The organism is Rhodococcus sp. NyZ502, from assembly GCF_041464245.1.
GTDB lineage: Bacteria > Actinomycetota > Actinomycetes > Mycobacteriales > Mycobacteriaceae > Rhodococcus_F > Rhodococcus_F qingshengii.
This window is the reverse complement of sequence record NZ_CP167155.1, coordinates 1299107-1313139: the sequence shown is the minus strand read 5'-3', so window position 1 is coordinate 1313139 and position 14033 is coordinate 1299107. Positions and strand designations below refer to the sequence as shown.

Here is a 14033-nt window from a genome sequence, read left to right as displayed (position 1 = left end):
CCGGTCAGAAGCCGTAACTGTGGATGGGTGCGAGCTGACCGGAGTGATGGGCTTCGATTACGAAACGCTCGTGGTCGACCAACTTCTCCGGGAGTTCGTCAACCGGCCACCACCGCAGATCTGCAGATTTCAACGGCTCCATCCGGCGTGGTTCACCCGACCACGTGCGGCATTCGTAGAAGAAGTCCACTCGATGATCCACCGGTTCGCTCCCGTCCGCGTGGCGGCGATGCAACACGGTCAGCGGCTTCAGTTCCGAGGAAAGCAACTCGACACCAAGTTCTTCCGCAGCCTCCCGAACGGCAGCGTCGATCGCCGACTCCCCCAGTTCGACGTGGCCCGCAGCAGCGTGAGCCCAGTATCCGTCCATGAATCCCGTGCCCTCGCGCAATTGCAGCAGCACCTCGCGCCGTTGTACCGGGTTGCTTCGACAGAACATCACGTACACCGCTGGTACCAGCGCAAATTGATCGGCCACACGACCACGCTATCGTGCGCGTGAAATGACGGCGCCCCGCGAGAACAAGCTCGCGGGGCGTCGTCGACGATCTGCTGGATCAGTTCACGTCGAACCGGTCGAGGTCCATCACCTTGGTCCAGGCTGCGGCGAAGTCTTCGGCGAACTTCTGCTTGGCGTCTGCGCTGGCGTACACCTCGGCGAGTGCACGCAGTTGCGAATTCGATCCGAAAACGAGATCGACCGCAGTTGCCGTGTACTTCGGATCGCCCGTCACGCGATCAACGCCGTCGTATACGTTTTCGTCCGTCTTCGACGGCTTCCACTCGGTACCCATGTCGAGAAGGTTGACGAAGAAATCGTTGGTCAACGTCTCGGGACGATCGGTGAACACGCCGTGACGGGTATTGCCGAAGTTCGCGTTCAGCGCGCGAAGTCCGCCGACCAGCACTGTCACCTCGGGCGGGGTCAGCGACAGCATGTACGCGCGGTCGACCAACAGAATCTCTGCCGGAATCTTCTCGCCTCCCTTGAGGTAGTTCCGGAATCCGTCGGCCCGGGGTTCGAGTACCTCGAACGAGTCGACGTCTGTCTGCTCCTGCGTTGCATCCGTTCGGCCCGGCGTGAACGAGACCGTGATGTCCTGTCCGGCGTTCTTCGCAGCCTGTTCGACGGCCGCTGTACCACCCAGAACGATCAGGTCGGCGAGAGAAACCTTTGCTCCACCAGCCTGGTTGAAGTCCTGCTGAACACGCTCGAGAGTCTGAAGCACCGCGGAGAGAGCTGCAGGCTCGTTGACTTCCCAATTCTTCTGCGGCTCCAGTCGGATTCGCGCACCGTTGGCGCCGCCGCGCATGTCCGTGCTGCGGAAGCTCGCGGCAGACGCCCACGCCGTCGATACCAACTGCGAAATGGACAGCCCGGAGTCGAGAAGTCGACTCTTGAGGATCGCGATGTCTGCGTCCCCGATCAGTTGATCATCGGCCGAGGGAACCGGGTCCTGCCACAGCTGCGGCTCGGGAACCCAAGGTCCCAGGTAGCGCGTGACCGGTCCCATGTCACGGTGAAGGAGCTTGTACCAAGCCTTGGCGAACTCTTCGGCGAATTCTTCCGGATGATCGAGCCAGCGCCGGGTGATCTTCTCGTACGTCGGATCCAGGCGTAGGGACAGGTCGGTCGTCAGCATCGTCGGGGTGCGTCCGGCCGACGAATCGAACGGATCCGGGATGGTGCCCGCCCCCGCGCCGTCCTTCGGAATCCACTGCCACGCACCCGCCGGACTCTTGGTCAGCTCCCAGTCGTAGCCGTACAGAATCTCCAAGAAGGTGTTGTCCCACTTCGTCGGAGTGGGAGTCCACACGACTTCGAGACCACTGGTGATCGCGTCCTTACCCACACCCGTGCCGAAGGCACTCTTCCAGCCCAGTCCCTGCTGCTCGATGGGAGCACCTTCCGGTTCCGGTCCGACGAGGTCGGCCGGTCCGGCTCCGTGCGTCTTGCCGAAGGTGTGACCGCCGGCGATCAGCGCAGCTGTCTCCACGTCGTTCATCGCCATGCGGGCGAACGTTTCTCGGATGTCGCGGGCGGCCGCTACCGGATCCGGTTGCCCGTTGGGTCCTTCGGGATTGACGTAGATCAGGCCCATCTGCACGGCTCCGAGCGGTCCGGACAGCTCACGGTCTCCGCTGTAACGCTCGTCGCCGAGCCAGGTGTCCTCGGGACCCCAGTAGATCTCCTCGGGCTCCCAGATGTCTTCTCGGCCGAATCCGAAGCCGAAGGTCTTGAACCCCATCGACTCCAGGGCGCAGTTGCCCGCGAACACCAGCAGGTCGGCCCAGGAAACCTGCTTTCCGTACTTCTGCTTCACGGGCCAAAGCAGGCGCCGGGCCTTGTCGAGGCTGGCGTTGTCCGGCCAACTGTTGAGCGGGGCGAAACGCTGAGCACCTTGGCCGCCACCGCCGCGGCCGTCTGCAATGCGATAGGTGCCGGCAGCATGCCAGCTCATACGCACGAAGAGTCCGCCGTAGTGCCCGTAGTCGGCCGGCCACCAATCCTGCGACGCCGTCATCAACGCGATGACGTCGCGCTTTAGCGCCTCGACATCGAGCTTGGCGAATTCCTGGGCGTAATCGAAGTCGGCACCCATCGGATTCGACTTCGACGAATGTGAATGCAAGACAGAGAGATCCGGCTGATTCGGCCACCAGTCGCTGTTTGTTCTCGGACGATTCCCGGTAGGCGTCGGAGACGGGATTGCGGGGTTTTCACTTTCGCTGGTGCTCTCGGTGTTTCCGTCGTGAGCAACCGGGCAACTATCGGACACGGTAATCCCTCCATGAGCGAGTAGAACGGACTTCGATCACGTTTGTGATCGCAAACTCTGAGTTGTCGAGCAGTCGGGACACAGGCCCCAGTAAATGACCTCGGCTTCGTCGAGAACGAAACCGTTGTGCGCCGACGGCGTCAAACACGGTGCCTCTCCGACTGCGCAGTCGACATCTGCAACGACCCCACAGGACCGGCAGACGACGTGATGATGGTTGTCGCCGACGCGTGACTCGTACAGCGCCACCGATCCGGACGGTTGGATCCGCCGTATCAGCCCGGCGTCGGTGAGAGCGTGCAACACGTCGTAGACCGCCTGCCGCGACACCCCCGGCAGAACAGCCCGCACAGCATCGAAGACAGTCTCGGTGGCTGCGTGTGGGCGTGCATGCACAACCTCGAGCACCGTGACTCTGGGACGAGTCACGCGAAGCTCAGCGTTACGCAGTTGGGCTGCATAATCCGGCGTCGAAGGCACCTTTCCACTATTGCGCAATCTTCTGGACTGAACCCAGACTTTCGCGAAAATCATCGCTGACAGGGCCCTCCCGACCGATTCGTCCGTGCTGGAAGTGAGCCGGATTCCTCGCTGTTTCTGGCGTCCCCACACCGCCTTCAGGTTTGTTGCGCGTCGACGCGTCCTGCTGTGTGGTTCCACAAACTCCGACAATCTCCCCTTCGTCCAACTACCGTGATAGGGAGAATCCGCCGAGGTCAGGAGTGCTCGTGCCCAAACTGGAGATCAAGAGGAAGTCAGAACTCTCACGGCAGGAAGTCGCCGACCGACTCATCGCCCTCGGCCAAGCCCTCGCCAGTGGATCGGAAGTGGAGCTGGGGTCGGGTGGGGACTCGATCGAAATCAGTGTTCCGGAACAGGTTCGGTGGGAACTCGAGATCGAAGTCGACGGCAACGAAGTCGAGATAGAAATCGAGATTCACTGGCGCGACGACCCTCAGGAAGAATCGGAAGAGAAGTCTCCGCCTCGCACCAAAGCAGTTCGTCGCAGCCGACCACGCAAGAGCACTTCCACATAGGCCGACTCGAATACGGTTGTTCGGCACTTACGGAGACGCCGACACCTCGAGAGACACGACGCGCAGCAGTGCTCGGAGGTCACTTTCGATCCGTCGAAACAGTTGATACACAACGATGAATCCGGCGATACCGCCCAAACACAGCGCACGGACTGTTGCGTTGAGTTCCTCACCGGCACCCGAACCGACAAAACTGAGCCCCGCGATTCCCACCAGGGGAACCGACGCCGCGACTGCGAGGTAACGCGTGCTGCTCCGACCCAACGAGCGAATATCGCGTCCGTCGTCGCTTCGTAACTCGCCGTGTGACAACAAGATCGGATACAGACATCGAACCGAGTAGTACGTCAGGATGAAGAACGGATACGCGACTGCGACGGCGCCGCACACCGCCAGCGACGACATCAGGTGCACGTAGGCTCGCTGCGGAATTCCGCCGGCGGCAATCTGCAATGCGACCGGATATGCGATACCGGCCAGAACCCACAGACCGAATGCGATCACCACCGCGCGATGTCCGACATTCAGCGTCGCGGTACGCGCTTTGTTCAAGACCTCCGCGCTGTACGTCTGACCGTTGCGCAGTCCGTGAGGCACGGTGAGTGCAAGCCGACACCAATACAGGATCGCTGCGGCACCGAGAGAGAACGCAGCCACCCCGATGACCAGATGAACCTGCTCGAGATGCTGCTGAGCCTGCGGCGAGAGACCCGAGATGATCAGCATCTTGTTGTAGTAGTAGTTGTAGCCCGCCGCAAGAAGATTCGGAATTCCGATCGCGGCAAGCACTATCGGCAGCGCCCACTTCCACAACGTCGAACGTGGACTCCCTTCCGGTGGGTCCACCAGATTGCGAGCAGACCGGTCCAGACACAGAGCGAACTGACGAGCCAGCTTTCGGCCGCCAGACCACCTTCCGTCTCTCTCCGGCGAGAGAGACTTGACCAGAACTCGGCGCAGCGCCGGCGGACAGTCGTCTGGTAGCCGTGCCTCGGCTGCGGGATCCACCCCGCGCCGGCGGGCCTCGAGCGCCTTCTTGGGCGACGGTGGGCTCTCCCCCGTACCGTCGTCCGTGAAAGGCCTACTCCCGGTGAGGAGTTCCCACAACATCACGCCCAGTGCATAGATGTCGCTACGGGTGTCGAGTGTGCCAGGCGCCCCCACCGCACAGGCCTCCAATTGCTCCGGAGACATGTAGGCAAGCGAGCCTCCGACAAAACATGCAGCGTCCTCGGTCGAGACCTCCTCGCTCGAGCTGACGTTGAAGTCGGCGAGCTTGGGGATGCCTTCGACGCTGAGGAGGACATTCGCCGGCTTGATGTCCCGATGTAATACGCCGTGCTCACGCGCATACTCGAGGGCATCGGCCAGTCGCATCCCGATCCAGGCCACGGTCTCCGGCCACGACATCGCAGCGATCTCGCTCCTCAGGCTCGTCTCGCTGGGCTTCATCTCTCCCTTCGTCGCCAGGGTCTTGTCGATGGCGTCGAGAAGTAGTTGTCCGGACCGCTGCGCCTGCGGTGTCACGCGGACAAGTTTGACCACGTCGAGCAGGGTCCCACCCGGCACGTATTCCATGAAAAGGACTCGCAGTGCGCGTTCCTCGAGCAGCCGTTGATCGAAGACCCGGACGATGTTGGGATGGTCGAGCTGGGCGAGAGTCTGTGGCTCGACTCCGACGTTGCGCGAGATTTTCAACGCAACCCACCGCTGCATCGAGAGTTGCCGAGCGAGGAACACGCGGGCGAATGCGCCGTGCCCGAGTTCCAACACCAGTTCGAAATCGTCCAGGTGCTGCCCGATTTCGAACTCGTCGAAACCCGAGAGCCCCAACATCATCACGTCTTCGCGACCGGCCATCGAATCACGGTCGAACATCTGCTCGAAACTCTCTGCCTGCAAGGGAAACTCGCTGAGGTACTCGGCTGCTGCGACGTCCTCCCCACCCTGCTTCCGCAGCCGGAACTCCTCGTACAGGAGCTCGGCCGGTAATGGTTCTTCGAGTAATTCGGGATACTCGGCACAGTAATCCGTGAGCCGTTTCGGGCAATCATTTTTCAGCCAGCGGTACTCCATGTCGATTCCGACCAGTTCGATCAGCGCCGCCCGACGAATCTTGACTGGATCAGGCAGATAATCGCTCAGGTCGGACGGGGTTCGCCCCTCCTCCCAATCCGCCACAAGGCGGCCGAGACCGTCTGCACCGTTCTGGCCGTCACGCACCACCCGCAGCGTTGAGAGGCGCAACTCGGTGACGGTGCCCCGTTCGGTCAGGGGCCCGCTCGCGATTGTCGCGTCACTGGCCTGCGCACCACGTTCATTCATGACACTTCTGTTCCGCACCTCGATCACAATGAATCGGAGTGACTCACTTCAGCGTAACCCCGGTGGTACTCCAGACCCCAGCGAATCTATTCGGCGTGAACTGCCGACTCCGTGCCGATGCGAACGAGTTCGTCGCGCTCTTTGATTTTGATCCGATCACGCCCATGCTTCACACCGAGGGCACGTTCGGCGGCATCGATGCGAAGCCATCCATCCCAATCGACGGGCACCACTCTGCCGGCCCCGAGGACCTCCGCGAGCCGGCCATGGCCGGCTCGACGCTCGTATGCCGAATCCAACTGTCGCAGCAAGGTTTCGACGGTTTGGCGTGCATCAGGCCGAGCCGCACCGATCAGCCCGGCGGCACCTCGCTTCATCCAGCCCGTCACGAACAAACCTGCGATCGGCGAGCCGCTCTCGTCGACCGCTGCGCCGCCCTGGTGCGCAACATTGCCGCGTCGGTGATCGAAAGGCACCCCGGCAAGTGGCGTCCCGAGAAATCCGATTGCCCGGTACACAGCTTGAACCGGATAGTCGGTACAGATACCCGAAGCGGTGACGTGACCATATCCGTCCGGGTCTGTCCGCTCGACGCGGAGTGCTTCGACTTTCCCGCTGCCGAGAATCTGCGCCGGCTGTCGGTAGAAGTGCAGGTGAACTCGACGCTGGGCAGTTCGGTCGGCAGGCGCAGTGTCCGCGAAACTACGGAGTGTCTCGACTGCCAGTCGGGTGTGCGCCAACTGTTTGGTCATCCGCTCGACATGCCGGTCCGGTACGACATCGACAGAATCGACGACAACATCGACTCCGGGCAGTTCACCGAGAGCGCGCAACTCGTTCGGGGAGAAGCGAGCGTCGGCTGGTCCGCGCCGGACAAAGATGTGTACTTCGCGAACTCGACTGCCGGCGATCCCTTCCCGAACTTGGTCGGAGACGTCCGTGGCCTGCAGCGATTGCGCCTCGGCGAGGAGCATACGGGTGACGTCGAGTGCGACGTTGCCACCTCCGATCACTGCGACCGATTCCGCGTTCAGCGGCCACTGCGGCGAGCTGTCCGGGTGATCGTTGTACCAACCGACAAACTCGGCGCCACCGAAAGAACCTGGAAGCTCGACGCCGGGAATGTCGAGAGGTGCATCCCGCGGCGCACCGGTTGCGATGATCACAGCATCGTAGGAAGAACGTAGGTCACCGACTGAAAGGTCCTTTCCGATCTCCACGTTGCAGAACAGCCGGAAGTCACTGGCGACCAGCGTGGTGTGCAGAGAATGGGCGAACTTTTCGGATTCGGGGTGCCCTGGTACGAGACCGTAGCGCACCAGTCCGTACGGCGTCGGTAGACGCTCGAACACGTCTGTCTTGGTGCCGGGCGCAAGTTCGGCGAGAGCGCCGGCGGCGTGGATTCCCGCCGGCCCCGCTCCGACGATCGCGACACTGAGCGGTGGTGAGAAGAATCGGGGCGCCGCAGGCGGGGATACCGCTGGACCTCTGGCGTTGATCATCCCCCGAGGCTAGGACCTCAACTGCGCTGGAGATCAAGTCCGCTTTCAGCAGCCCGCTTTTCAGTAACCCTGCTCTGCAGGCTTGTGCTCGGTTGTGTAGCGGTAGAAGTCCGCTAGTTGGAGTTCGCCGGCAGCTGCCTCGTCGACTATGACGGTCACGTGTGGATGCAGCTGCAGCACCGACGCCGGGCAGAATGCCGAGACCGGACCTTCGACCGCGGCCCGGACGGCGGGCGCTTTGCGGGCGCCGTCCGCGATCAGGACGAGATGCCGTGCATCACTGATGGTTCCGAGCCCTTGCGTGATCACATGATGCGGTACGTCGGCTGGGTCTGCGAAGAACCGTGCATTGTCGGCGCGGGTCCTCTCGGTCAAGGTCTTCACTCGGGTGCGCGATGCAAGCGAGGAGGAGGGCTCGTTGAAACCGATGTGTCCGTTCAGGCCGATGCCGAGGATCTGCACGTCGATGGGACCGTTTTCGGCGATGGCAGCATCGTAACGCCGGGCAGCGTCACTGGGATCCGCGGCCCCGCCGTCGGGGCTGAACACTCGCGCATTGTCGATGTCGAGGTGATCCACGAGTTCCGTGCGGATGGTGTGCGCGTAGGACTGCGGCTGATCGGACGTGAGACCTACATACTCGTCGAGAAGATACGCGCTCATCGCCGCGAACGACACTCCCGATTCTCGATGCCTCTTGATCAGCTCTCGATACGTGTGCAGCGGTGACGATCCGGTCGCGAGGCCGAGCGTCCGCGCTCCGTTTTCGATTGCGCCACAAACGATATCTGCAGCGATTCGCCCGCCGTCCTCCGGACTGGGAACTATGACGATTTCCATTCAGACTTCCTCACTGCTCTTGCCGGCTCCGACGATGGCCTCACGTACCGAACCCGAAGCGCGGTCCAACAGTTCGGTTGCTTCGGCGAAGTCGCATTCGGCCAACAACATGACGACCGCTGCCTTCACATGACCATCGGCATTGTCGATGGTCTCCGCAGCGATCTCGGTATCGACTCCGGTGGCTGCCGCGACGATCCGGTTCGCACGATCGACAAGCTTGGCATTGGTCGGCCGAAGATCGACCATCAGATTGTGGAATGCCTTCCCGGAGCGAACCATACTCGCCGTGGAGAGCATGTTGCACACCATCTTCTGCGCAGTTCCGGCCTTGAGCCTCGTCGATCCGGTGAGGATTTCGGGGCCGGTCTCCACTTCGATGGCCACGCCGGCGTGAGAACTCATTGCCGCGTTCCGGTTGCACGAGACTGCCACTGTTGCAGCGCCGAGTTCGCGGGCGTGATCGAGTCCCCCGATGACGTAGGGGGTACGACCGCTGGCAGCCAGACCCACCACGACGTCGTTGGCGTTCAACGAGATTGCGTCGAGATCGACCCCAGCCGCTCGCGGATCGTCCTCTGCCCCCTCGACGGCGTTCAGAAACGCTCCAGGGCCACCGGCGATGATGCCGATCACCTCGCCCGGATCGGTCCCGAACGTCGGAGGGCATTCCACCGCGTCGAGAACTCCCAGACGCCCACTTGTCCCCGCTCCCAGGTAGATCAGTCGACCACCTTGTGCTCGGGCCGCGACGATCAAGTCGACTGCGGCTTCGATGGCGGGTAGTACCGCTGCCACCGCGCCGGCCACGATTGCGTCCTGTTGATTCATCACCGTCAGCAGACCCGACACCGACATGACATCGAGATCGCGGGTCAGAGGGTTGGGTCTCTCGGTGGAGAGCATTTCCAATTGCATTGTGGCGAGTCCTCCTCGATCGATATTCATTACGACGACTCCTCGTCAGTATTCACAGCGACGACTCCTCGTCAGTACTCACAGCGACGACTCCTCGTCAGTGCCGCTTCGAAGCAATGGCATCATGGCTTCGTTGCAGAGCAGAGAGTGCGCTGGGCAGCGAGTGCGCCACCATCGCAAAAATTGTGTCGACTACCAACAGCTGACCGGTGCGGCTTGCCATCGCAGCCGATCGGAAACCGAATTCTCTACCGGCAGTGAGCAGAACGTGATGTGACTGCACGGCGAGCGTCGATCGTGCCCCTCCGGTGATCGCAGCCGTCGACGCCCCGGTTCGACGGGCAAGGGCAAGTGGTTCCACGACATCCGAAGTCTCACCCGAATGTGAGATCCCCACTGCGATGTCGTCCGGTCCGAGCAAGCTGGCGCTGACCATGGCCGCGTCTCGGTCGAGATGAACCCGGCAGTTGACGTCGATGCGAGAGAGCTTCAACGTGAGGTCTTGCGCGACGATGCCAGAGGCGCCGATGCCGTAGACCTCGACGCGGCGGGCGGATCGAATCCGGGACACAACTTCTTCGAGCGCAGCAGGATCTGTCAATTGCGCCGTGCCCTTGAGTTGTTCGGATTCGAACTCGGCGAGCTTGGCCATCACCTCACCGGCCGAGTCGGCAGCAACGATGTCCACACCGAGCGGGATCGTGTTCTCTGTACCGGACCCGCTGATCGCCGCCAGCGCGAGACGAAGCTGTGGATAACCCTCGAAACCGAGTCGTTTGGCTGTGCGGACCACTGTCGCCGTGCTTGTCGACGCTCGTTCGGCGAGGTCGTTGACCGTCAGGGTGGAGGCCAGACTGGGGTCGGCTTCGATGATTTCGGCGATCCGCAGCTCGGCAGGCGAGAGGCTGCTCAGTGATGCACGAATACGAGCAAGCAGGTCGACGGACGCCGGAGCACTCCGGTCCAAAGTCATAACGCCTCGATTCGCATCGTTTTCGGAGCTGACGGCACCGATGTGATTCTAGGCAGCCCACGGCTTCCTGGCGTCAGAGATCCGAGCACACTGGCGTGACGCGCACCGGTGCACGAAGCGATGCTGCCGGGCAATCCGTGTGCGGTGAGATAGCCGAGAACCGCGAAAGCCAATGCTTCCTTGATATCGGAGGTGACGCCGAGCTCGTCCGAAGAGACAAGCGCGATGTCGCCCAGTTCGTCACGAAGCATCGCCATCAACGTCGGGTTCTTGGTGCCACCGCCTGACACCACCACTTCGGTAGCCGCCAGCGCTTTGACGGAATCGGCGACGGTCCGGGCGGTCAGTGCAGTCAGTGTCGCGACGATGTCGGCCAGAGACAAGGACTCGTAGCCACGCAGAGCGGCGAGTAGATAGTCCCGATGGAACAGTTCCTTGCCCGTGCTCTTGGGAGCGGGCCGCGCGTAATACGGTTCGCTCAGTAGTTGTGCCAGCAGATCGACGTTCGGTGTGCCCGCTGCGCCCAGAGCCCCACCGAGATCGAACCACTGCTCCCCGGCAGTGAATTCGCCTACCGCAGCGTCGATCAGCGCATTTGCGGGGCCGGTGTCGAAGGCAATCGGTACTGCGGCACCATCTGCCGTCGATGTCGGAGCGCCTCCCGGAGCAGTGACGTTCGCGATGCCACCGAGATTGAGCGCGACGGAACCCGAAGTTCTTCCGTTGAGCCACAATACGTCGAACGCACTGACCAGTGGTGCACCCTGACCACCCGTCGCCACGTCGCGAGAGCGCAGGTCCGACACGACCGTGCATCCGGTCTTCTCGGCTATCCAGGCCGGCTGCCCGAGCTGAAGAGTGCCCTTTACTTGCGCTCCTTCGACCCAGTGGAACATCGTCTGACCATGTGAGGAGATCAATTCCGCACTGCCACCGCACAGTTCCTCGTTCGCCCGCGCAGCCACGGCCGCAAATGCCTGTCCGATCTCGGTGTCGAGTTGGCAGATCTGACCGACAGTGGTGGACGCCGGCGGTACCGCAGCCGCCACCGCAGCCCGCAACTCACCGGAATACGGTTCGCTGACCATGCCCAGTGGGGTGAGCACAAGAGTGTCCCCGTCGATCCGGATGTCTGCTGCGGCAGCATCGATAGCGTCGTACGAAGTACCGGACATCAGGCCGATGACTCTCATGAAATATCCCTTACTCGGATCGTTTCGGCATTCGGAAAAGCTGCGGTCAGTCGACGAGTGCCCGCTTGTGGGCATTTCCTCGCAAGGTACTCAAGGCGATCGCACTGACGGCGCACGTTGCCATCACGAAGTAGGCCGGAATATCGAGATTGGAAGTTTCCTTGATCAGCCACGTGATGATCAAACCGGCGCAGCCCGAAAAGACCGCGTTGGACAGGGAGTATGCGAGTCCCAATCCGGTGTACCGAACCGAGGTGGGGAACATCTCGGAGAGCATGGCGGGTCCGGGTCCGGCAACAAGTCCCACTGCGGCGCCGGCGGCAAACACTGCAAATCCCTTGGCTGTCAAAGACGTCTGCTCGTTCTGCAGGACGTTGAGCAGCGGCAGAGCCAAGACCAGAATTATCACGGTGCCGGTGAGCATGACCGCGCGTCGTCCGATGCGATCGCTGAGTCCACCCGCGATCGGAATGGTCACCGCGAAGCCCGCATTGGCGAGCACGGAAGCAACAAGTGCCTGATGGAAAGTCGCGTTGAGTGAACTCTGAAGATAAGTCGGCATCACGACGAGGAACGTGTAACCGGCAGCAGACCACCCCATCAACCGCCCGATTCCGAGCAGAATCGCCTTGGCTGTCTCTCCGACAGTCGGCTGCACTACCGGCGCCGGCGCATCAGCTGTCGGTTCGGACTGGACTGATCGAGCACGCTCGAACGACGGCGTTTCTTCGAGGCGGAGCCTGAGCCATAGAGCAACCAGACCCATCGGAAGTGCAAGGAGGAACGGAATGCGCCAGCCCCAGTCACCGAGCTGTCCCGGGTCGAGGACAGTGGCGAGGAGTGCTGCGATACCCGCACCGGCGAGCAGTCCGAGTGCGACGGTGAACGACTGCCACGAGCCGTACAGCCCACGTCGTCCGGGCGGAGCGAACTCGGTCATCACCGACACTGCACCGCCGAACTCACCACCGGCCGACAATCCCTGCAGAATTCGAAGGACCGTCAAGAGAAGCGGTGCCAGAATTCCGACGCTCTCGTAGGTGGGGAGCACACCGATCAGGGTCGTCGCACCCGACATCAGCAGAAGAACGATCACCAAGGTGGGGCGTCGGCCGATGCGGTCACCGAGTCGACCGAACAGCGCGGCCCCCACTGGGCGGAAGAAGAAGGCCAGCGCAAACGACGCGTAGGTCTTGATCAGGCTTTCGAGGTCGCCGGAGCCGTCGGCGCTGAAGAAGTTCGACGCGATGATCGTCGCGAAGAACCCGTACACACCGAACTCGTACCACTCGATGAAATTTCCGACGGAGCCGGCGACGAGCGCCCTGCGCCGTTTGAGCTGCGCACCATCATTCCGTGTCTGGACTGTGATGCCCATGCCGTCCTCCGTTGACGAAACCCGAATATGCAACAAAGTTTCATCTGAACGGAGTAGAAATGTCAAGAAGTTTCACGATTGGATTTTTACTACGCCCCGAAGCCTTATGCTCCCGCGAACGTGAATGCCTCCGCCCGTTCGAACTGGTCAGTGGAGTCACCGGAATAGACGGTGCTCTCGTTCGGTCCGAGTCCGAGCTTTCGGACGGGTGTCCCTTCCGCGAGATCCATCGACGCCACGTCCACCCAGAAGGTATTGGGCGTCATTGCCGACTCGAAGAAATAGAGCGTGCGTTTGTGATCGACGACCGTACGCCAACGGGTCGATGAAATGTTGGGCTCGTCGGGAGTCGAAATACCGAGGGGCACCGACACATTCCGAATAACGCTGAAGGTGGATGCCAACGCCGCCCGCGGATCGTCCGTCTGCGGTATCGCATCCACATAGAACGATGCCCGCGCGAATCTGTCAGCGGCACGGTTGGTTCCGGGCAGCATGACGGTTCCGTTGATCTGCTTCCAGTACTCGTTGACGGCGAGTTGCTGATCGAAGATCGGCGAATTGGTCATCACCTGGTACTCACGGCTGTGATGAATCGTCGGGCGTCCACCGACGTACTCGATGATCGCGCTGTCTCCCCCGGCGTCCGAGAGCGACATGTGCAGCGTTGCGAGGCGGTCTTCGCCGGGAACGGCAGCGGTCACTACCGTGAACGGTTCCGACGCGAGCACTTCGACCGCTTCCTGAACTGTCGCAAAGCGATCCAGGACGTATTGCGCCCACGCCGCGATCGACAATCCCGGGGTCGAACCGTCATACGTCGGGTACTCGGACTCGACCAACCACAAGAGATTGGCAGACAGTCCAGCCTCGTTGACCCCGTCGGTCGTGCACATGTCGTAGGCCGTCGCGACAACACTTCCGTATTTCGACGTCCACTGTATCGAGTTCGGACCTGCGCAGCCCCCTCTGGTCATGCCGCGCGGGAAAGCCCAGAGGTTTGTTCCGAGATCGACCTTCCAATCCATCGATCGAGCAGTCATCACAGTGTCGTTGGGCCCCAAGTAGACCAAGCGTGTACACATCG

At 61.8% G+C, this 14033-nt stretch carries 12 protein-coding genes; 1 reads left to right on the top strand and 11 read right to left on the bottom strand.

What is annotated here, in order from left to right; translation table 11 throughout:
• Positions 1-4 precede the first annotated feature (4 nt).
• From ACBG85_RS06095 to ACBG85_RS06085, 3 genes are all read right to left on the bottom strand, one after another.
• On the bottom strand, positions 5-478 hold the full coding sequence (locus tag ACBG85_RS06095) for an NUDIX domain-containing protein (RefSeq protein WP_003941446.1): 474 nt from the start codon (positions 476-478) through the stop codon (positions 5-7).
• 79 nt (positions 479-557) lie between these two features.
• Positions 558-2780, bottom strand: a complete 2223-nt coding sequence (gene katG / locus ACBG85_RS06090) for a catalase/peroxidase HPI (RefSeq protein ID WP_003941458.1) — start codon at positions 2778-2780, stop codon at positions 558-560.
• Positions 2781-2816: 36 nt separating this feature from the next.
• Positions 2817-3260 (bottom strand): Fur family transcriptional regulator, encoded by a 444-nt coding sequence (locus tag ACBG85_RS06085; RefSeq protein ID WP_037129600.1) that lies wholly within the window; start codon positions 3258-3260, stop codon positions 2817-2819.
• 248 nt (positions 3261-3508) lie between these two features.
• Between ACBG85_RS06085 and ACBG85_RS06080 the strand changes: the two genes are divergently transcribed.
• The gene (locus ACBG85_RS06080) at positions 3509-3817 is read left to right on the top strand and encodes an amphi-Trp domain-containing protein (protein ID WP_037129603.1); all 309 of its coding nucleotides are present in this window, start codon (positions 3509-3511) and stop codon (positions 3815-3817) included.
• A 27-nt stretch (positions 3818-3844) separates the two neighbouring features.
• On the opposite strand, the gene ACBG85_RS06075 is transcribed toward ACBG85_RS06080, so the two are convergent.
• The 8 genes from ACBG85_RS06075 to ACBG85_RS06040 form a co-directional block, all read right to left on the bottom strand.
• On the bottom strand, positions 3845-6142 hold the full coding sequence (locus ACBG85_RS06075) for a serine/threonine-protein kinase (RefSeq protein WP_372026557.1): 2298 nt from the start codon (positions 6140-6142) through the stop codon (positions 3845-3847).
• Between the two features lie 86 nt (positions 6143-6228).
• Entirely contained in the window at positions 6229-7644 is a 1416-nt protein-coding gene (locus tag ACBG85_RS06070; protein WP_209448390.1) for an FAD-dependent oxidoreductase, read from the bottom strand.
• 60 nt (positions 7645-7704) lie between these two features.
• The gene (nagB, locus tag ACBG85_RS06065) at positions 7705-8484 is read right to left on the bottom strand and encodes a glucosamine-6-phosphate deaminase (protein WP_003941456.1); all 780 of its coding nucleotides are present in this window, start codon (positions 8482-8484) and stop codon (positions 7705-7707) included.
• Positions 8485-9402: an N-acetylmuramic acid 6-phosphate etherase gene (murQ, locus tag ACBG85_RS06060; protein WP_039972677.1), complete on the bottom strand. Its 918-nt coding sequence runs from the start codon at positions 9400-9402 to the stop codon at positions 8485-8487.
• Positions 9403-9499: 97 nt separating this feature from the next.
• Entirely contained in the window at positions 9500-10375 is an 876-nt protein-coding gene (locus tag ACBG85_RS06055; RefSeq protein ID WP_003941452.1) for a MurR/RpiR family transcriptional regulator, read from the bottom strand.
• Entirely contained in the window at positions 10372-11568 is a 1197-nt protein-coding gene (locus ACBG85_RS06050; protein WP_209448389.1) for an anhydro-N-acetylmuramic acid kinase, read from the bottom strand. Before ACBG85_RS06050 ends, ACBG85_RS06055 begins: the two co-directional genes overlap by 4 nt.
• A gap of 46 nt (positions 11569-11614) precedes the next feature.
• The gene (locus tag ACBG85_RS06045; protein WP_058038904.1) at positions 11615-12946 is read right to left on the bottom strand and encodes an MFS transporter; all 1332 of its coding nucleotides are present in this window, start codon (positions 12944-12946) and stop codon (positions 11615-11617) included.
• A 104-nt stretch (positions 12947-13050) separates the two neighbouring features.
• Positions 13051-14031 carry a linear amide C-N hydrolase gene (locus ACBG85_RS06040; protein ID WP_099698708.1) on the bottom strand — a complete coding sequence of 327 codons (981 nt, stop codon included), beginning with the start codon at positions 14029-14031 and terminating at the stop codon, positions 13051-13053.
• Positions 14032-14033: the final 2 nt, after the last annotated feature.